18 protein-coding genes are annotated in these 19601 nt (G+C 71.9%); 8 read left to right on the top strand and 10 right to left on the bottom strand.

Translation table 11 applies throughout. The annotated features are described in order from the left end of the window. Positions 1-62 precede the first annotated feature (62 nt). From OHA72_RS44585 to OHA72_RS44575, 3 genes are all read left to right on the top strand, one after another. Positions 63-2483 (top strand): phosphoketolase family protein, encoded by a 2421-nt coding sequence (locus OHA72_RS44585; RefSeq protein WP_327002156.1) that lies wholly within the window; start codon positions 63-65, stop codon positions 2481-2483. Beyond that, on the top strand, positions 2480-3439 hold the full coding sequence (locus OHA72_RS44580) for an Acg family FMN-binding oxidoreductase (protein WP_327002155.1): 960 nt from the start codon (positions 2480-2482) through the stop codon (positions 3437-3439). The genes OHA72_RS44585 and OHA72_RS44580 overlap by 4 nt, the downstream gene beginning before the upstream one ends. A gap of 105 nt (positions 3440-3544) precedes the next feature. After that, positions 3545-4096 carry a sensor histidine kinase gene (locus tag OHA72_RS44575; protein ID WP_327002154.1) on the top strand — a complete coding sequence of 184 codons (552 nt, stop codon included), beginning with the start codon at positions 3545-3547 and terminating at the stop codon, positions 4094-4096. Between the two features lie 130 nt (positions 4097-4226). Here OHA72_RS44575 and OHA72_RS44570 read toward each other — a convergent pair whose 3' ends face one another. The 3 genes from OHA72_RS44570 to OHA72_RS44560 all read right to left on the bottom strand — a co-directional run bounded on the left by OHA72_RS44570 (position 4227) and on the right by OHA72_RS44560 (position 9134). After that, entirely contained in the window at positions 4227-6458 is a 2232-nt protein-coding gene (locus OHA72_RS44570) for a molybdopterin oxidoreductase family protein (RefSeq protein ID WP_327002153.1), read from the bottom strand. Between the two features lie 181 nt (positions 6459-6639). Further along, a complete protein-coding gene (locus OHA72_RS44565) occupies positions 6640-8244 on the bottom strand; it encodes an ABC transporter permease (protein ID WP_327002152.1) in 1605 nt (534 codons plus the stop codon). Beyond that, positions 8241-9134, bottom strand: a complete 894-nt coding sequence (locus OHA72_RS44560; protein WP_327002151.1) for an ABC transporter ATP-binding protein — start codon at positions 9132-9134, stop codon at positions 8241-8243. The genes OHA72_RS44565 and OHA72_RS44560 overlap by 4 nt, the downstream gene beginning before the upstream one ends. Before the next feature lie 59 nt (positions 9135-9193). Here OHA72_RS44560 and OHA72_RS44555 point away from each other — a divergent pair, with 59 nt between their 5' ends. After that, positions 9194-9751 carry a GbsR/MarR family transcriptional regulator gene (locus OHA72_RS44555; RefSeq protein WP_327002150.1) on the top strand — a complete coding sequence of 186 codons (558 nt, stop codon included), beginning with the start codon at positions 9194-9196 and terminating at the stop codon, positions 9749-9751. 18 nt (positions 9752-9769) lie between these two features. Here OHA72_RS44555 and OHA72_RS44550 read toward each other — a convergent pair whose 3' ends face one another. Then, on the bottom strand, positions 9770-10585 hold the full coding sequence (locus OHA72_RS44550) for a MerR family transcriptional regulator (protein ID WP_327002149.1): 816 nt from the start codon (positions 10583-10585) through the stop codon (positions 9770-9772). A gap of 48 nt (positions 10586-10633) precedes the next feature. On the opposite strand from OHA72_RS44550, the gene OHA72_RS44545 reads away from it, so the two are divergent. Beyond that, on the top strand, positions 10634-10960 hold the full coding sequence (locus OHA72_RS44545; RefSeq protein WP_327002148.1) for a nuclear transport factor 2 family protein: 327 nt from the start codon (positions 10634-10636) through the stop codon (positions 10958-10960). Continuing rightward, the gene (locus tag OHA72_RS44540) at positions 10957-11874 is read left to right on the top strand and encodes an SDR family NAD(P)-dependent oxidoreductase (protein WP_327002147.1); all 918 of its coding nucleotides are present in this window, start codon (positions 10957-10959) and stop codon (positions 11872-11874) included. The genes OHA72_RS44545 and OHA72_RS44540 overlap by 4 nt, the downstream gene beginning before the upstream one ends. On the opposite strand, the gene OHA72_RS44535 is transcribed toward OHA72_RS44540, so the two are convergent. The 6 genes from OHA72_RS44535 to OHA72_RS44510 form a co-directional block, all read right to left on the bottom strand. Continuing rightward, positions 11830-12411: a suppressor of fused domain protein gene (locus tag OHA72_RS44535; RefSeq protein ID WP_327002146.1), complete on the bottom strand. Its 582-nt coding sequence runs from the start codon at positions 12409-12411 to the stop codon at positions 11830-11832. The two genes, OHA72_RS44540 and OHA72_RS44535, sit on opposite strands and share 45 nt — an antisense overlap. A 143-nt stretch (positions 12412-12554) precedes the next feature. Further along, complete coding sequence (locus OHA72_RS44530; protein ID WP_327002145.1) at positions 12555-13334, bottom strand: sulfite exporter TauE/SafE family protein; 780 nt, start codon at positions 13332-13334, stop codon at positions 12555-12557. 242 nt (positions 13335-13576) lie between these two features. Beyond that, positions 13577-15016: a carbohydrate-binding protein gene (locus OHA72_RS44525; protein WP_327002144.1), complete on the bottom strand. Its 1440-nt coding sequence runs from the start codon at positions 15014-15016 to the stop codon at positions 13577-13579. Positions 15017-15167: 151 nt separating this feature from the next. Beyond that, positions 15168-16004 carry a molybdate ABC transporter substrate-binding protein gene (gene modA, locus OHA72_RS44520; protein ID WP_327002143.1) on the bottom strand — a complete coding sequence of 279 codons (837 nt, stop codon included), beginning with the start codon at positions 16002-16004 and terminating at the stop codon, positions 15168-15170. Positions 16005-16111: 107 nt separating this feature from the next. Beyond that, complete coding sequence (locus OHA72_RS44515; RefSeq protein ID WP_327002142.1) at positions 16112-16819, bottom strand: lytic polysaccharide monooxygenase; 708 nt, start codon at positions 16817-16819, stop codon at positions 16112-16114. A 102-nt stretch (positions 16820-16921) separates the two neighbouring features. After that, positions 16922-17602, bottom strand: a complete 681-nt coding sequence (locus OHA72_RS44510) for a TetR/AcrR family transcriptional regulator (protein ID WP_327002141.1) — start codon at positions 17600-17602, stop codon at positions 16922-16924. Between the two features lie 109 nt (positions 17603-17711). Here OHA72_RS44510 and OHA72_RS44505 point away from each other — a divergent pair, with 109 nt between their 5' ends. Both OHA72_RS44505 and OHA72_RS44500 read left to right on the top strand, forming a co-directional pair. After that, the gene (locus OHA72_RS44505) at positions 17712-18659 is read left to right on the top strand and encodes an SDR family NAD(P)-dependent oxidoreductase (RefSeq protein ID WP_327002140.1); all 948 of its coding nucleotides are present in this window, start codon (positions 17712-17714) and stop codon (positions 18657-18659) included. Between the two features lie 105 nt (positions 18660-18764). Continuing rightward, the gene (locus OHA72_RS44500) at positions 18765-19577 is read left to right on the top strand and encodes a hypothetical protein (RefSeq protein WP_327002139.1); all 813 of its coding nucleotides are present in this window, start codon (positions 18765-18767) and stop codon (positions 19575-19577) included. The last annotated feature ends 24 nt before the right edge of the window (positions 19578-19601 follow it).

Genomic DNA, 19601 nt, shown 5'->3' with positions numbered 1-19601 from the left:
CCGGACGGACTGCTGACCTGACCCCCACAGCCTGAATACGCATATCGGAGAAAGGACGTCCGGTGACCACTGTCGCGGACCGCACCACCGACGAGAACCTCACCAGCGCGCTCGGCCGGCCAAGCGACGACGAGGTCGCGCAACTGGACGCGTGGTGGCGGGCGAACAATTACCTGACGATCGGCCAGATCTACCTGCAGGGCAACCCGCTGCTGCGCCGCCCGCTCGAACCGGGTGACATCAAACCCCGGCTGCTCGGGCACTGGGGCACCAGCCCCGGCCTGTCGCTGATCTACGCCCACGTGTCACGGCTGATCCGCCTGACCGGCCAGGAGGCGATCTACCTCGCCGGTCCCGGCCACGGCGGCCCCGCCCTGGTGGCCGCCGGCTACCTGGAGGGCACCTACAGCGAGATCTACCCGGCGGTGCCCCAGGACGAGGCAGGGCTGCTGCGGCTGTTCCGGCAGTTCTCCAGCCCCGGCGGCATCCCCAGCCACGTCTCGGTGACCACGCCCGGCTCCATCCACGAGGGCGGCGAGCTCGGCTACGTCCTCGTGCACGCGTTCGGCTCCGTCATGGACAACCCCGACCTGCTCACCGTCGCGGTCGTCGGCGACGGCGAGGCGGAGACCGGGCCCCTCGAAGGCTCCTGGAAGGGCATCTCCTTCATCAACCCCACCCGCGACGGTGCCGTCCTGCCGATCCTGCACCTCAACGACGCGAAGATCGCCGGGCCGACCGTGCTCGGGCGCAAGGACCCGGCCGAGGTCCGTTCGCTGCTGGAAGGGCACGGCTACGAGGTCCTGGAGGTCGGCGGCGACGACCTGCCCGGCATGCACCACCGCTTCGCCGCCACCCTCGCCGAGGCCTGGGGGAAGATCCGGGCGATCCAGCGCTCCGCCCGCGGCGGCGACTGGGACGGCAAACGCCCGCACTGGCCGATGATCATCCTGCGGTCGCCGAAGGGCTGGACCGGCCCCGAGGAGGTCGACGGCATCAAGGTCACCGGCACGTGGCGCTCGCACCAGGTGCCGCTGTCCGGCGTCAAGGACAACCCGGAGCACCTGGCGATCCTGGAGACGTGGCTGCGCTCGTACCGGCCGGAGGAGCTCTTCGACGACGCCGGCGCACCCGTCGCACTGGTCCGCGGCCTGACACCGGACGGCGAGCTGCGGATGAGCGCCAGCCCGCACGCCAACGGCGGCCTGCTCACCCGCGACCTCGACCTGCCCGACTTCCGCGGCTACGCCGTGGAGGTGAAGACGCCGGGCGCCGAGCACGCGGAGTCGACCCGGCGGCTGGGGGAGATGCTGCGCGACGTGTACAGCGGCAACCCGGACCGGTTCCGGCTGTTCTGCCCCGACGAGACCAACAGCAACCGGCTCGGCGCCGTCTTCGAGGTCTCCGACCGGGCGTTCATGGAACGGGTCACCGACACCGACGTCGCGCTGAGCCGCGACGGCCGGGTCATGGAGGTGCTGTCGGAGCACAACTGCCACGGCTGGCTGGAGGGCTACAACCTCACCGGGCGGCACGGCATGTTCGCCACCTACGAGGCGTTCGCGATGGTGTCGGCGTCGCAGACCGTCCAGCACGGCAAATGGCTGCAGGAGGCGAAGCGGCTGCCGTGGCGGGCGAAGGTCCCCAGCCTCAACGTGCTGCTCACCTCCACCGCCTGGCGCAACGACCACAACGGCTTCTCCCACCAGGGCCCCGGCCTCATCCAGGTCGTGCTCACCCAGCGCGGCGACGTCGCCCGCGTCTATCTGCCGCCGGACGCCAACACACTGCTGTCCGTCGCCGACCACTGCCTGCGGTCCCGCTCGTACATCAACCTCATCGTCATCGACAAGCAACCCCAGCTGCAGTGGCTGAGCATGGACGAGGCCGTGGAGCACTGCGCGCAGGGCGCCGGCATCTGGGACTGGGCCGGCACCGACGACGGCAGCACCGACCCCGACATCGTCCTGGCGTGCGCCGGCGACGTCGTGACCATGGAGACCGTCGCCGCGGCCCAGATCCTGCGGGAGCGGCTGCCGAAGCTCAAGGTGCGCGTCGTCAACGTCGTGGACCTCATGACGCTGCCACGGCCGAAGGACCACCCGCACGGGATGAGCCCGACCCGGTTCACCGAACTGTTCACCGACCGTGTCGACGTCGTCTTCGCCTTCCACGGCTACCCGGGCGCGATCCACCAGCTCGTGCACGGCCGGCCGGACGCCGACCGGTTCCGGGTCCGCGGCTTCATCGAGGAAGGCACCACCACGACCCCGTTCGACATGACGGTCCGCAACCGCGCGTCGCGCTACCACCTCGTGATGGACGCCATCAACAACGCCAAGCGGCTGCCCCGTGGCGCCGCCGAGCTCAAGGCGTGGTGCGAGCAGAAACTCGCCGAGCACGAGGCGTACGTGGTGGAGCACCTCGAAGACATGCCCGAGGTGCGCGACTGGACCCTCGGCGACTGGGCACAGCAGGGATGACCACGGCAACCGAGGCGCTGGCCCGGGCGGCGGACACCGCCCGGCTGGCGCCGTCCGTGCACAACACCCAGCCGTGGCGGTGGGTCGTGCGCGGCGACCGGCTCGAACTGTTCGCCGTGACCGACCGGCAGCTGCACGAACAGGACCCCGCCGGCCGGCTGATGCTGCTCAGCTGCGGCGCGGCCCTGCACCACGCCCGGGTCGCCCTGGACGCGGAAGGCTGGACCCACCGCGTGGAGCGGCCGGCCGGTGAGCCGCTCGCCGTCGTCCACGCCGAGCACGCCGGACCCGCCGACCCGTCCGCGATGCGCCGCCTGCAACTGCTGCAGGTCCGGCGCACCGACCGGCGGGCGGTCAGCGACGAGCCGGTCCCGCCGGAGGTCCGGCAGGCACTCACCGCCGCCGCCGGCCGGGGCGGCGCCCGCCTGGAGCTGCTGCACCGGGACCGGGTCCTGGAGCTCGCCGTCATGGTCGAGCACGCCGGTGACGCCGAGCGGCACGACGAACGGATGCAGGCCGAGACCGCCGCGTGGGTCGGCGGTGACCGGCCGGCAGGGACCGGCCTGCCCGACGCGGTCATCCCGGTCGAACTGCCGCTCACCACGGTTGCCGAACGCGACTTCGGGGTCAGCGGCACCCTGCGCGCCGGTGCCGGGCACGACACCGCCGCCGCCTACGCCGTGTTGTACGGCGACGGCGACGAACCGGCCGACTGGCTGCGGGCTGGGGAGGCACTCAGCGAGGTGTGGCTCACCGCGACCGAGCACGGGGCCGCCGTGCTGCCGCTGAGCAGCCCGGTCGAGCTTGACTTCACCCGGCAGGCGCTGCGCCGCATGCTCGGCGAGGTCGGCTACCCGTACCTGGTGCTGCGCCTCGGCATCAACGACCCCGACCACGCCGGCCCGGCGCACACCCCGCGACTGCCGGTCGAGCAGGTCATCGACATCGAGGACTGAGGCCGGTACTGACGGTGCCGGGCCTGCCCACGGCCTCCGGTAACGCGCCGCGACGGTGTCCCGCTCCTTACTGTGAGGGGCACGATCGGCGGTGGGGAGGCGGGCGTGGGCACGTTCGGCGTGTGGTTCAGGTCCGGTACGGGGGCGCGCCGCCGTCGCGAACGGTCGGCCGTTGCGTGGCACACGACGCCCGTCACCCCGGACGCCGTGCGTCTCGCGCTGCGCCACGCCCTCAGGGACCGGTGCGACGCGGCGCTGCGCGACGACTCCACGGTGCGGGACCCGGCGGCGTTCGACGCCGCGGTGCGGCAGCTCGCCGCGGCCCTGCCGTTTCCCGTCCACGTGACCGTGGACGACGTACCGCTCGCACCCGAGGCGGCGTCGACGGCCTACGCCGTGATCTGTGAGGCGCTCGCCAACGTCGTCGGCCACGCCGAGGCGCGCCGGGCGATCGTCACCGTGCGCCGGCACGGCCCGACCGTCCAGCTCTCGGTGACCGACGACGGGTCCGGCGGTGCCCAGCCGGTCATCGGCGGCGGCATCGTCGTGCTCGCCGCCCGGGTCGCCGCGCTCGGCGGGATGTTCCACGTCGACAGCCCACCCGGCAGCGGCACCCACGTGACCGTCGAACTGCCGTACACCACGCGCGAACGCTGATCCGTCGGCGGCAGGCGCACCACGACGCCCGTGCCGGTGCCGGCCCGGGGCAAGGCCGACGGCCGGCGCGACGTGGCCGGAGTCCGGCGCGGCCAGGTCACGCGCACCCGGCCGAGGGCGTCTGCGCAGTTCAGGCGGTCGGTGCGACGGTTACCGGGATGCCGTTGAGGACGCTGTTGCCCGACAGCGGGTCGATCGCGTGGTCGTCGGTGAGGATGTTGCTGTTGACGCCTGGCCGGGCGGCAGCGACCGGCATCCGGGTCCCCGGCGCGCCGTGGCCCCAGCCGTGCGGCAGGCTCACCACGCCCGGCATGACCGTGTCGGTGACCTCGACGGCCACGGTGAGCGTGCCGACCCGTGAGGCGACCGTCGCCTGCGCGCCGTCGGCGAGGTGCAGCGCGGCCGCGTCGTGCGGGTGGACCTGCAGCGTGCACCGGTCGCGGCCCTTCATCAGCGCCGGTACGTTGTGCATCCAGCTGTTGTTGGAGCGCAGGTGCCGCCGGCCGACCAGGACCAGCCCGTCGGCGGGGCGGTCCAGCACCGCCCGGAGCCGGGCGACGTCGGCGGCGACGGGTTCGGGGCACAGCTCGACCTGCCCGCTCGGTGTCCGCAGCACCTCCGGGATCCGCGGTTGCAGTGGCCCGAGGTCCAGTCCGTGCGGGTGGTCGAGGAGCCTGCGCAGCGTCAGCCCGCCCGCACCGGCGCCGAAGCCGTCGCCGTAGGCGCCGAGCCGCAGCCGGGCGTCGAGGAGGCGCTCGGCCGGGCCGTCGCCGTCGACGAGCGCCCGCAGGTCCGCCACGGTTCGGCCGGCCACCGGCGAGTCGGGGTCGTCGGCGGCGCGCTGCAGCAGCTGCGCCAGCAGGTACTCGTGCCCGGTGGCCACGTCCGCGGCGCCCTGCCCGGCGGCGATCAGGGTGAGGCGGGCGAGGATGTCGCTCTCCTCCATGCCGCCGGGGTCCTTCGGCAGCACCGGCGGGGAGTACGCGGCCATGTTGTGCACGACCAGGGTCAGGAACGCGAAGTCGTAGTGCCCGACGCGGGCGGGGTCGGTCGGCGGCAGGATCACGTCGGCGTGCCGGGTGGTCTCGTTGAGGTACGGATCGACGCTCACCATGAACTCGAGCCCCGCCAGGGCCTCGTCGAGCCGGGCGCTGTTCGGCGTCGACAGCACAGGGTTGCCGGCGACGGTGACGACGGCCCGGACCTGCCCGTCGCCGGGCGTGGTGATCTCGTCGGCGAGGGTCGCGACCGGCAGCTCGCCCTTGACCTCCGGCAGCCCCCGCACCCGGCTGGTCCACCTGCCGACGCGGAAACTCTTCCCGCCCGGCCGTGTGGCCTGCCGGGCGTGCGGGGCGAGGGGGAACATCACCCCACCCGGCCGGTCCAGGTTGCCGGTGAGGACGTTGACGACGTCGACCAGCCAGCTGGTCAGCGTGCCGAACTCGACCGTGCAGGTGCCGATCCGGCCGTACACGGCGGCGGCGGGCGAGGCGGCGAGTTCCCGGGCGAGGCGGCGGATGTCGGCGGCCGGCACGCCGCAGCGGCCCGCGACGACCTCCGGTGCGAAGTCCTTGGCGAGGACCTCGACCTGCTCGACGCCGCGCACGTGCCCGTCGAGGTGGTCCAGCGTGACCAGGCCCTCGTCGAACAGCGTGTGGACGAGCCCGAACAACAGCAGCGCGTCACCGCCGGGCCGGATGAAGACGTGTTCGTCGGCGATCGCTGCGGTACGGGTCCGCCGCGGGTCGACGACGACGAACCGCCCGCCCCGGGCCTGGACGGCCGCCAGCCGGCCCGGGAAATCCGGGGCGGAGCACAGGCTGCCGTTGGACTCCAGGGGGTTCGCGCCGATCAGGACCAGCAGGTCGGTCCGGTCGACGTCGGGCACCGGGATCGCGTCGGGGTTGCCGTACAGGTAGCCGCACGAGACGTGCTTCGGCATCTGGTCCACGGTGCTGGCGGAGTACACGTTGCGGCTGCCGACCGCCCGCACGAGGGGGCCGCCGTACAGCGGCCCCGCCATCGTGTGGACGTTGGGGTTGCCCAGGTAGACGGCGACCGCGTCGCGCCCGTGCCGCGACACCACGCCGGTCAGCCCGGCCTCGACCGCGGCGAACGCCTCGTCCCAGCCGACCTCGTGGTGTTCGCCGTCGGCGCTGCGCAGCAGCGGCCGACGCAGGCGGTCGGGGTCGTGCACCACCTGCCCGAAGGTGGCGCCCTTCGGGCAGATGAAGCCGGCGCTGAGGACGTGGTCCCGGTCGCCGCGGGCCGCGGTGATCCGCTCGTCGGTGACGGTGAGCTCGAGACCGCAGACGGCCTCGCACAGCGGGCAGGTCCGGTAGGCCGTGCGGGTCGCGTCCATCGATGCCTCACCGTCGTTGGTCGAGGAACTCGTCGTCGTCAGCTTCGCCCGTGGGACGCGGTCCCAGCAAGCGCTGCCGCCGCCTTTCCGCGCCCGGCCCGCCGCGCCGGCCTCAGGTCACCGGCCCGCGGTGCCCGCGTCGGCCCAGGTCCGCTGTACCTGCTCCGGCGCGGCGCCTGCGTCAGGTCACCGGGACGCTGCGGCGGCGGAAGCCGGCGAGACCGGCCGCGACGAGGGCCACGGTGACGACGGTGAGGACCAGCAGCGGCAGCACCGTCACCGGCCCGCCGGGGACGCGGGGGATGTGGGTGAACGGGGACACGTCCAGCAGCGCCTGGCTCAGCTGCAGCGCGGCGCCGATCTGGCCCAGGACCACGCACACCGACAGCGCCGCCCAGCCGATCGCCGGTGCCCGGCGCGGCGCCAGCCCGAAGACCGCCACGGTCAGCGCCGCGAGGACCCAGATGGCGGGCAGCTGCACCAGCGCGCCGGCCAGCACCCGCGGGACCTCACGGCCGACGTCGCCGGTCGTCGCGCCGTAGAACAGCCCGGCGGCCAGACCGGTGACGAGCATGACGACGGTCGGGCCGAGGAACGCGAACACCAGGTGGCTGGCCGCCCACCGCAGCCGGCTCACCCCCGTGGCCAGCAGCGCCTCGCTGCGCAGCGCCGCCTCCTCGGTGCGCATCCGCAGCGCGGCGGAGATCCCGTAGGCGGCGACGGCGATCGCGCCGAGGCCGAGAGTCCCGGCGAGGAACACGTCCGCCGCCCCGGACGCGCCGCCGATGCGCTGCATGATCTTGGTGAGCTCCTCGTTGTCGGCCAGCAGGTCGGCGGAGGTCTTGGCGACCCCGCCGAACAGCAGCCCGCCGACGACGCCGAGGCCGACGAGCCAGGCGTACAGCGGCCCGCGGTGCAACCGCCACGCCAGCGCGAGCGGGCTCGACAGGCTCGGGGCGGCCTCCGCGGGGCCGAGGCGCGGTGGCAGCAGCCCGGCGCCGACGTCACGCCGTGCCGACAGGCGCAGCGCCAGGACGGTGAACGCGAGGGTGGCGACGATGATGACGCCGAACACCCACCAGTGGTCGCCGGCGTAGGCGTGCACGTTGTAGATCCAGCCGAGCGGCGAGACCCAGGTCAGCCACGACAGCCCGTCGGTCACGTCGCCGGCGCCGCGCAGCCCGAACGACACGCCGAGCACCGCGATGCCGATGCCCCTGGCCGCGCCGGCGCCCTCGCTGAGCTGCGCGGTCACCGCGCCGATCGCGCCGAACAGGATGCCGGCGAAGCCCCAGGCCAGACCCATCGCGAAGGCGCCGGCGGCCGGGGTTTGCTGGCTGATCATGCCCAGCGCCACCAGCACGCCGACGATCAGGCTCGCCCCGGTCATGGTCACGAGTGCCGCGGCCACCGCGGCGTGCCGCCCGACCACGGTGGCACCGAGCAGCTCGCGGCGCCCGGCCTCCTCCTCGACCCGGGTGTGCCGGATGACGAACAGCACCCCGATCAGTCCCATGATCACCATGCCGGTCGCGGCCCGCCAGAAGATCAGCGCGCCGAGGTTCGGGTCGGTGGGCTTCGGGCCGTAGAAGAGCAGCAGCAGCGGGCTGCTGCCGAGGTCGTCGATGTAGCCCTGCCGCTCGGCGTCGGTCTTGTACAGCGTCGCCGTGCCGGACGCCAGCGACAGCGGCAGGACGGCCAGGAACAGCATCCAGATCGGCAGCAGCACGCGGTCGCGGCGCACGATCAGCCGGGCGAGGGAGCCGGTGCCGGTGAAGGCGGTCATTTCGCCGGCTCCGTCTCGTAGTGGCGCAGGAAGAGCTCCTCCAGCGTCGGCGGCTGGCTGACGAGGCTGCGCACGCCGTGCGACGTCAGCTGCCGCAGCACGGTGTCCAGCTGGGCGGAGTCCACCTGGAGCCGCACCTGGTTGGCCTCGACGTGCAGGTCGTGGACGCCCGCCAGGTTCGCCAGCCCGTTGGGCGGCGTGCTCAGCTCGGCGGAGATGAACGTGCGGGTCAGGTGGCGCAGCTGGGTCAGGGTGCCGGTCTCGACGGTCCTGCCCTGCCGGATGATGCTGACCCGGTCGCAGAGCGCCTCGACCTCCGACAGGATGTGGCTGGACAGCAGCACGGTGCGGCCGCGGTGCTTCTCCTCCGCGATGACCTGCCGGAACACCTCCTCCATCAGCGGGTCGAGCCCGGAGGTCGGCTCGTCGAGCAGCAGCAGCTCGACGTCGGAGGCGAGGGCGGCGATGAGCCCGACCTTCTGCCGGTTGCCCTTGGAGTAGGCCCGGCCCTTCTTGCGCGGGTCGAGGTCGAAGCGCTCCAGCAGCTCGTCGCGCCGGGCGCGGTTGAGGCCGCCGCGGAGCCGGCCGAGCAGGTCGATGACCTCGCCGCCGGACAGGTTCGGCCAGAGCGTCACGTCGCCCGGCACGTACGCGAGGCGCCGGTGCAGCGACACGGCGTCGTGCCACGGATCGCCGTCCAGCAGGCGCACGGTGCCGCCGTCGGCGCGCTGCAGGCCGAGCAGGATCCGGATCGTGGTGGTCTTGCCCGCCCCGTTGGGGCCGAGGAAACCGTGCACCTCGCCCTGCGCGACGGTCAGGTCGAGACCGTCCAACGCTGTGGTCTGGCCGAACCGCTTGATCAGTCCGGCGACCGAAATGGAATTTTCCATGGTTCAGACGCTACACTCGTTTCACACAAGTGTGAAAGTACGTGTTGGACAATTGACGGATGGAACCGCAGATGCCCCAGCGACCGCAGCGTGACGAGGCCGCGTTACGCGCCTTCGTGGAGGACATGGCCAGGCTGCTCGGCGACTGGGGCTTCCCGCGCATGGCCGGCCGGGTCGTCTTCACCCTCATGGCCGCCGACGAGCGGTCCCTGAGCGCCGGCGAGCTCGCCGACCGCCTCGGCGCCAGCCCCGCCGCCATCTCCGGCGCGGTGCGCTACCTGGGCCAGCTCGGCATGGTGAACCGGGAGCACGTGCCCGGCTCGCGCCGCGACCGGTACCGTCTGGTCGACGACTCCTGGTACGAGGTGACCGTCGCCAAGATGACGCTGCTCAAGACCCTGGCCGACGCGGCGGGGCAGGGCGCGGAGGCGGCCGGCGGGTCCGGCACCGTCGCCGGCGCGAGGCTGGCCGGCATGCGCGACTTCTACGACTGGGTCCAGGCCAACATGCCGTCGCTGCTGGACCAGTGGGCCGCGGTCAAGGCCGCCAAGGCCGGCCGGCCCCCGCCGGACGCCACCGGCCCGGCGGCCGCGGACACCTCGGTCCGCCCCTGGTGACCCCGGCACCTTCGCCACTCAGCGCTGCGGCGTCAGGCGGAACACCGGCCAGCCGATCTCGGTGCGCCAGTCGGCGGTCGTCGGAGTGTCGCGGGGGCCGACCAGGTAGGTCTCGTCGACCGGGCCGTCAACCGCCAGGGCGTGCCCCACGACCCACGCCCCCAACCGGCCGTACGTCACGTCGATGTCGTCGTGCCGGCCGGAGTGCACGGCGACGGCGACGTCGACCGGTGGCAGCTCGACGACCTCGATGCGCCCCCGTGCGTGCGGTTCGCGGACCGGGCGGTACACCGTCATCGTCCCTTCGCCGGCGGTGAACAGCTCGTTGGCGTAGCGGCCGCCGGGCGGGCCGGTGCGCTCGGCCGGGCCGAACGCGGCGTCCAGCTCGCCCATCGCGCCGTCATACCAGGTGGTCGAGTCCTCCAGCGTGACGTGGCCGCGGACGGCGACGACGGTCCGGGCGGGCACGGAACGCAGCTCGACCTGGAGGTCCTCCCGGTCCGGGTGCAGCAGCCGGCGCAGCGACACGACGGCGGCCCGGGTCCGGTCCAGCTCGTCCTCCAGCCGGCGCAGGTGCCCGGTGATGAGGTCCGCGCGCCGTTGCGGGTCCTCGGCGGTGAGGATGGACCGCACTTCGGCGAGCGGTACATCGAGCTCGCGCAACCGGTGGATGACCTGCGCGGACGGGATCTGTTCCGTGGAGTAGTAGCGGTACCCGGTGAACGGGTCGACGGTTGCCGGCTCGAGCAGGCCGGCCTCGTGATACCGGCGCAGCGTCCGCACGCTCAGGTGCGTCAGCGTGGCGAACTCCCCGATGGTCAGTCCCTGGCGCATGCCTCCAGTCTTGACCCTCTCCCTGCGGGAGACTCCACCGTTGGCCTCATGAACCTCCCACCCGCCGTCACGGCATACCTGACCGCCCACAACGCTCGGGACGTGGACAGCGCGATTGCGTCGTACGCGTCCGACGCCGTCGTGATCGACGACGGCCGCACCTATCACGGCGTGGATGAGATCCGCGCGTGGCTGGCCGGTGCGGCGTCCGAGTACACCTACACCACCGACCTCATCTCCGCCGCGCGGCTCGACCAGGAGCACTACGACGTGGTGCAGCACCTGGTGGGCGACTTCCCGGGCGGCGTGATCGACCTGCACTACCGGTTCACGCTGCGCGGTGCCGCCATCGCCCGGCTGGTGATCGAGCCGTGAGGACGTGGTTCATCACCGGCGGGACGCCGGGTGGCTTCGGTCAGGCGTACGCCGACGCCGCGCTCGAAACGGGTGATCGGGTGGTACTGACCGCGCGGCGCCCCGAGCAGCTCCAGGAATGGGCGGGGCCGCACGGCGACCGCGTGCTGCTCCTGCCGCTGGACGTCACCGACGCGCTGCAGATCCGCCACGCGGTCGCCGCCGCCGAGCAGCGCTTCGGCGGGATCGACGTGCTGGTCAACAACGCCGGGCGCGGATGGTACGGCTCGATCGAAGGGATGGCCGAGGATACGGTACGCCGCACGTTCGACCTGAACTTCTTCGCGCTGCTCGCGGTGACCCGTGCGGTGCTGCCCGGCATGCGTGAGCGCCGCCGCGGCTGGGTGCTCAACATGTCCTCGGTCGCCGGCCTGCGCAATGCGACCGGCTTCGGCTACTACAGCGCCGCGAAGCACGCGGTCGAGGCGGTGACGGCGGCACTGCGCGAGGAGGTCGCCCCGCTGGGCATCCGCGTCCTGGCGATCGAGCCAGGAGCGTTCCGCACCAACGCCTATGCCGGGTTCGCCGACGAGCCGCTCACCGAGACCGTCCCCGCCTACCGCCGGATGCTGGAAGGCGTGCGGTCCGCGATGATCGCCCAGGACGGCACGCAGCCCGGCGACCCGCTGCGCGGTGCCCGCGCGGCCATCGCCGCAATGGCCGAGGATGCACCGCCACACCGGCTGGTACTCGGCAGCGACGCGTACGACGCGGTGACCTCGACGCTCCGCGAAGCACTGACCGACATCGCCCGGTCCGAGTCCGCCTCCCGCGCCGCCGACTTCCCGCCGGGCAACCTCGCCGGCCGGGCTCGTCTGCGGTCGACCGACCTACCGCAGTCGTTCGGCGAAGACGTCGACATGCTCCAGGAGTGACTGGGCGAACTCGACGGCCGGCAGCGTTCTTCCCCGTTGACGTTCCGCGTCCGTGATCGGCACGACGTTGATGACACGGACAGCACCCGCGCCGGTGCGGACGGAGTCCAGACCCTCAGCGCTCAGCGGCCCGGCAAGAAAGACCGCCCGGCACCCTGGAAAGGTCGGGAAGTCCTCGTCAAACCCGATCATGTGCCCCCAGTTCAGTTGCATGCCCGTCAGGAACGGGTGAATCGCCAGGTTGGCCATCCGCAGGGCGATGGCGCTCTCGTCGGAACGCGTGAGCCGCCCGCGTCGCCGCAATTGCAGTTCCGCCCGGCCGCCGCCGCCTGGTCCCGGTGCCGCCGGCATCTCGCTGGCCGCCATGCCGATGGTGGCGAACGAGGTCAGAGCCGCCGTCGGCGTGGGCCGATAGACGAGCACGTCCAGCCGGCTGATCGGGCCGTGCTCGTCTTCGAAGGTAAAGCCGTCGTCCTCCTCGCCATGGTGGGCGCGGTAGGCGTTGAAGACGTCCCGCAGGACATGAGCAGCGGCCATGGCCGCGGACTCTACCGCCGAGCGAGCGGGCACCGTTCACGGCGGGCCCACGGCGCCCCACCGGCAGTAGTCCTCCTGCAGGCACAAGCGGACGGGCACGGTGCGCGTCGTTCTCGTCCGGCGCAACGTCGCCCGCTGTTGCGTCAGAGGAGCATGCGGGCGATCGCCGCGAGGCCGACCACGACGATCAGCGCCCGCATCACCACTGGCGGCAGACGCCGGCCGAAGTGGGCTCCGGCGACACCGCCGAGGGTTGCTCCGGTTGCGATCAGCGCGACCACCTTCCAGTCGACGGACCCGGCGGAGATCAGCAGGAACGTGACCGCGGCGACCGCGTTCACGGCCGTGGTCAGCAGGTTCTTCAGGCCCGTGATGGACTGGATGTCCTCGGTGGTCAGCACGCTCATCAGACCGACGAGCAGGACGCCCTGGGCGGCGCCGAAGTAGCCGCCATAGATGCCGAGCAGGTAGACGCCGGCAACGACCGCCGCGAGGCGAGGGCCGGTCAGCGTCGCGAGGCGGCCGTGGCCGGTGCCGGTGTCGCGTCCCTGTGTGACGTGCCGCTGCAGCTTCGGGCCCCACACGACCATGGCAAGGCCGAGCGCGATCAGTACGGGGACGATCAACTGGAAGGCGGCAGCCGGCAGGGCCAGCAGCAGGATCGCGCCGGTGATGCCGCCGAGCACTGAGGCTGGCAGCAGGCGGCGCAGGACGCCGGCACGCCCGTGCAGCTCACGCCGGTAGCCGAAGGTGCCGGTGAGCCCGCCGCCGACCAGGCCGATGTTGTTGGAGACGTTCGCGACCAGCGGCGGGTAGCCGAACAGCAGCAGCGTCGGGAAGGTCACCAGGGTCCCGGAGCCGACCACCACGTTGATCATTCCGGCCCAGAACCCGGCCGCCAGAATCGCTATCGCTTCCGCCACACCGTCGATGATCGTCCCTGCCGGCCGGCTGCGCCTCCGGCCGGCCATACGTCAGGATCTGTGCCGGGCCGCGTAGCGGTCGAGCAGGATCGGCAGTCCGGTATGGATCCACCACGGAAGGCGCACGGCCCCGGCGGAGGATGGCGGGGCCGCCGCTGCGATGGATCGCCCCGGTCCAACCCCGCCGGAGCGCAGAGGGGCCGGCCCTGTAGGGCCAGCCCCCTTGTGCGAAACAGTCGCGCTTATCCGGTGAACGTGGCCGTGATCTGCGTGAACTGCCAGTTGTTCTGGGCGATGCCGCTGCAGTTGGACACGACGCCGCCGCCGGGGCAGGGGCGGTCCCGGTTGACGGACCAGAAGGCGAGGCGGGCGAGGTGGTGTGACTGTGCCCAGTCGCGGATCTGTTGCCAGTAGGCGACGGAGGTGAGTTCCTGCTGGTCGGACAGGCCGTTCATGCCGGAGATGCCCATGTGCCGGTAGGCGGTGTCGTCGTTCCAGCCGAATGCGGTCTTGAGCATGGTCTTGAGGCCTTCGGAGGCGCTGACGGTGCTGTTGTACATGTTGGCGCCGCCGCCGAAGTCGAACGGCATGATGGTGAAGACGTCGATGTTGGCGCCGGTGGATGCGGCGCGGTTGATGAGCTGCTGGGCGTAGTAGCCGGGGCCGGTCGTTGCGGTGCCGAACGTGATGATGGTCTTGAGGGTCGGGTTGTTCTGCTTGACGATCTTCAGGGCGTCGACGATGCGGTTGCGGACGGTGTCGTTTTCGAACTCGTCGGTGTTTTCGATGTCGATGTCGATGGCCTTGAGGTTGTACGTGTTGATGACTGTCTGGTAGGCGTTGGCGAGGGCCTGGGGTGTGGAGCAGTTGGGGCCGAGTTTGTTGCCGCTCCAGCCGCCGAAGGAGGGGATGACGTCGCCGCCGCCGGCGCGGACCTGGTTGATGACGGTCTGGTCGACGCCGCCGGTCAGGGGGCGGGTGCCGTCCCAGGCGGGGGTGCAGCCGCCGCCGGACAGGACGAACGCGAGGGTGAACCAGCGGATCCCGGTCGCGGACTGGATGGTCTGCGGGTTGGGCGGGTCGCCCCACTGGTAGAGGTACGGCGCTGCGGCGAACCCGCTCGGGGTGGTGGTGCCGCCGGTGGTGGTGGCGGTGATGCTGTTGGACGCGGCGGACTCGCCGACGTTGTTGTAGGCCTTGACGGTGTAGGTGTGGGTGGAGCCGGCGGTGAGCCCGGACACGGTGGCGGTGGTGCCGGTGACGGTGGCCCGTACGGTGCTGCCCTCGTAGACGCGGTAGCCGGTGACGGTGCCCGTCGAGGCGTTCCAGGCCAGGGCGAAGCTGGTGTTGGTGGTCGCGGTGACCCGGAAGTTGCCCGGGACCCCCGGCGTGCCCGCCGGCGTGGTCGGCGGGGGCGTGGTCGGGCCGCCGCCTCCGGTGCACGTGCCGAGATCAGTCCACAGCGCCGGCGTGGTGGACGGGGTCCAGCCGGCGCCCGGATAGGCGGTGTGGGTCTGCAGTGCACGGTACGTGTGGCCCTGGTACGTGACCTGGGTGCCCACCGTGTAGGTGTTGCCCTCTGCCCAGACCGGGGCGGTGCAGGCGGCCTGGACCGCGGTGCTGCCGGCCTGTGCTTGGAGCGTGGGCACGAGCACCATGGTCGTCACGATGGTCAGGGCCACGCCCGCTGCCAGTGCGAACTTACGACGCTGAGATCTCATTGAACTCCTCACCATCGATGGATCGATGGCAAGGAAGCTATCAGTTAACACTATTAAATGTAAGAGTCGGCAACCTTGACTAGCGCATGTCGCTCACCGGCGCATCCGTCGGTCAGGTGGGTGACAGGCCGGCGTCGGCGAAGATGTGCCGGGCCAGGGCGGAGCCGAGGAATGCCACGAACGCGTCCGCGCCGACGGTGTTGAGGCCGGTCGAGGCCTTGATGGCGGTGTACTCGTCGGCGATGCGCAGCGCCTGGGCGAAGTCGAGGGCGCGCAGGTCGTTGCCGGAAGCGACGACGTCGGTGCGGTAGACGAGGGCGGCGTCGGCGGCGCCCGTGCGGACCCGGGTCAGGACGGTGGCCGGGTCCGGTTCGACGGAGACGGGGCGCACGTCGACGGCCGCGGCGACGAGCGCGGCGCGGCTCATCCGGCCGCACGGGGTGGTCTCGGCGCACAGCGCCACCCGGGTGCCGGGAAGGTCGGCGACGCCGGTGATCCCGGTGCTCGGCGGGACGGCGATGACGATCGGGTTGCGGGCGACGACGGCGGGCGTACCGCGGACGTGCCCGGTGCCGACCTGGGCGGTGGCGACCGCGTCCGCGGACACGAACACGTCGACCGGTGCGCCGGCGAGGATGTGCCCGGCGTGCTCGGAGCCGCGGCCGTACTCCACCGCGACACGGACTCCCGGGAACGCCTCCTCGAACTTCGGCGCGAGTTGGGTCAACGTGGCGCGCAACTCGTCGGCGGCATGCACGACGACCGTCCCGCCCGGCGCGCCGGACCCCACCGGTCCGCCGGCGGAGTGCTGGTGCTCGTGGCCGGCGGAGGTCGGCTCCGCGGCAGGCGCCCGGCCGGAACCGGGCGACGTGCCGGAACACGCCGCGAGACCGGGACCGGCGACGGCCACCACGACAACGGCCGCGACGGTCAGTCGGCGCCAAGTCACGAGGCTCAGGTTCATCGGCGCGGGCTCCGCTCGATCGGGTGATCGGAGCCGTCCGGACCGGGGTGCCCCGATCCGGACGGCCCTGTTCTTGATCAGTAGATTCCGGATCAGCAGGCGCCGTTGTCCTGCCAGACCCCCCACTCCCCGGTGGTGCCCGGCTCCTCGCCCTGGGTCCACCACCGCGCGGTGTACTTGCGGCTCTTGTGCGAGACCGTCATGCCGCCGGTGTAGACGGCCGACGCGCTCCACGCCGTGCCGCAGCTGCCGGTCGGCGGCGGGGTGGTGGGGCCACCGCCGCCGCCACCCACGTTGACGTCGACGCACGCGTAGAACGCCATCGGGGTGTCGTAGATGTTCCAGACGGCGAGGACCTTGTGCCGCCCGCTGGGCAGTCCGGTGACGTTGTGGTTGACGACCTGCGGCGGTTGCGCGTTGCCGTTGGTGAACGTCTGGTGCAGGTTGCCGTCGACGTAGTACTGCCAGTTGAGCGTGCGGTGCATGGCGGTGTTGCGCCACGAGAACGTCGTCGAGCTGCTGATGTTCGTGACGCGCCAGCCCTTGTTCTCCTGGTCCAGCACCGTGAAGCTGCTGCCGCCGCTGCAGTTCCGGGAGCCCTTGGGTGCCTCGACGCTCTGCGGTTCGTACTGGATGGAGCCGCAGTTCGCGACGACACCGGTGGCGCACTGGTCCTGGCGGCTCGGTGGGCTCGTGATCCAGCCGTGGGCGCTGGCCGGCGAGGCGGAGAAGATCACGGTGATCAGCGGGACGGTGAGGAGGGCGGTAGCCAGGACCGCCAGTCTTCTTCGGATGGTCATGTCGCTCCTTCGGCAGGCGAGAGCCATCTGTTGACGACCGGTCCGTCCACCGACGTCGACCTTTACATCAGGGAACGTCAATACAGTTAGGTTTGTCAACAGTTACGGCGACGCCGGAATGGACCGCGGGAGCACGCCCAGGAGGGTTGCGGTCAGGGCCAGCTTCAAGGAGTCCCTCAGCTCCAGGTGGAAGCGGGCAAGTTCGGGCTCGGCCTGGTAGGCCGCCTGCAGGCTGGGTGGGGGCGTGCTGTACGCCGACAGCGCGCCGGCCAGGACCATGGTCTGCAGGCTGAACAGTGTTGCGTTCTCGCCGAGTTCCGGCAGGTACTGCTGGATCAGGTCGGTCATGGTGGTCAGGCGGTCCAGGGAGGCGCGCTTGTAGCGTGCTACGACCTCGACGGAGACGTTGTGCTCCAGGACGCCGCCCTGCGCGCCGAAGAGGTCGCACAGCACCACTCGGCTGGACAGTGAGCGGCCGAGGATCTCGGCCACCGCTGCCGCCCGCTCGGCCATGGGGAGATGCTCGTCGATGCCGGCGGCGAACTCGCCGGTCAGTTCCGTCAGCCACTCCCGCAGGAAGTGGTCCAGCAGCTCCAGCAGCACCGCCTCGCGGGACTCGAAGTAGCGCAGCACGTTCGGCTTCGCCAGGCCTACCCGGCGGCTGAGCTCGTTCAAGGTGACCGCGGCCACGGGCATCTCGTCGAGCATCGCCGACGCCACGTCGAGGATTGCCCGTCGGCGGATCTCCCGCTGCTCTTCGGTTCGCGCCCGCTGGAACGTCACGATCGCCAGCCTAGCTTAGGTACCTGCGGTACGTTGACAACGTACCGAAAGTACTTTAACGTTCTCGGCACAAGATACCTTCGGTACGTTAGCGAGTTGGGAGACTGACATGAGCGAGAAGTGGACGACGGCGAGCATTCCGGACCAGCGCGGGCGGGTGGCCGTGGTGACCGGGGCCAACACCGGACTGGGGTACGAGACCGCCAAGGCGCTCGCCGAGCGCGGGGCGTCGGTGGTGCTTGCCGTGCGCAACGTCGAGAAGGGCGAGCAGGCCGCGGCCCGCATGACCGGCGACGTGACCGTGCAGGCGCTGGACCTGACATCGCTCGGCTCCGTGCGGACCGCGGCGGCGGCGCTGCGGTCCCGGCTCGACCGGATCGACCTGCTGATCAACAACGCCGGCGTGATGTACACCCCGAAGCAGACCACCCGGGACGGCTTCGAGATGCAGTTCGGCACCAACCACCTCGGCCACTTCGCGCTCACCGGGCTGCTGCTGGACCTGATGCTGCCGGTGACCGGCTCGCGCGTGGTGACGGTCAGCAGCACCGGCCACCGCATCCGGGCCGCGATCCACTTCGACGACCTGCAGTGGGAGCGGTCGTACAGCCGGGTCGGCGCCTATGGTCAGTCCAAGCTGGCCAACCTGATGTTCACGTACGAGCTGCAGCGCCGGCTCGCCACGCACGGCACCACCGTCGCAGTGGCGGCGCACCCCGGCATGTCCAGCACCGAGCTCGCCCGCAACACCCCCGCGGCCCTCCGGCTTCCGCTCACCTTGCTCGCGCCGCTGATCACCCAGACGCCGGCGATGGGTGCGCTGCCGACCCTGCGCGCCGCCACCGACCCCGCCGCGCTCGGCGGCCAGTACTACGGTCCCGGCGGACGCAACGAGATCATGGGCCACCCCCGGCTGGTCACCTCCAGCCCGGAGTCGTACGAGGTGGCCGTCCAACAGCGGCTGTGGGCCGTCTCCGAAGACCTCACCGGGGTGAAGTTCCCCGTCGTTCAGTCCAGGCAGCACTCGTTCCCCTCCGCATCGGCCATCGCGATGTAGCCCGCGCCGGCAGGAAGGTGCGCTGCTCCCCGGGCGCGGTCGTGCCGCTGCCATGATCTGGAAACCGGCGTGCGGGCCGATGGCCGCGGCCACTACGGTTCGCGCGTGGCATCGAACCTCGAATGCGTCGGTCTCGCCTTCGACAACCGCGACGACGTCCAGCGCCTCATCGCCGACGCGCTGGGCCGCGCCGACGTCCTGGGGCACAGCGGCGACCTGACCGTCCACCGGTGGCAGGACCCGAGCGGGGCGCGCATCGTGGTGGCCACAAGGGGCCGGCAGGTCGTGGAGTTCCTGCCGTCCTACGCCGGCACGCCCGGCCCGGTGCTCGCCAACGTCCGCAACGCCAACGACCAGGTCACGGTCGCCGATGTCGTCGACGACGGTGAGAAGATCGGGGCGTTCACCGCCGAGTTCGAGCAGCGACGGCTGCTGCCGCCGACCCCGCTGGGCGGCCTGGCGACCGTCGTCGCCCTGGGCGTCGAAGTGGCCGTCCACGCCGACGCCGACGCGTTCGCGACGTCCGACGACAGCCTGCTGAGCCCGCGGTCCTCCGGCGAGCCGGACGAGCCGCCCGCTCACTACGTCGAGCAGGGCTGGCCGTGGCCGCCACGCATGGCGGCGAACTCGTTCATCTCATACGGCCTCTTCGGTGCCCGCGAGAACGCCGAGGCGTACGCCCGCCTCAACGGCACGGTCCTGCACGCGGCCCGAAAGACCGTCGTGGCGACCGGGCAGCAGTTCATCGCCGCCCGCGTGCACTGCGGCGTGTTCGAGACCGACGTGTGCCTGCCCGCCCACGCCGGCACGGTCGACCCGGCTCCCGGCAACGTCATCGCCGGGACGGTCTTCCTCGTCGCGTCGCTGCCGCAGCTCCCGCCCCAACGCAAACGCGGATTCCTGCCCTGGAAGCGCTGACGCCGACCCTCGCATGCGATCCGC

The organism is Dactylosporangium sp. NBC_01737 (assembly GCF_035963215.1).
In the GTDB taxonomy this organism is placed as follows: domain Bacteria; phylum Actinomycetota; class Actinomycetes; order Mycobacteriales; family Micromonosporaceae; genus Dactylosporangium.
The sequence above is the reverse complement of the archived record's forward strand: the minus strand, read 5'-3'. Positions and strand labels throughout refer to the sequence as shown.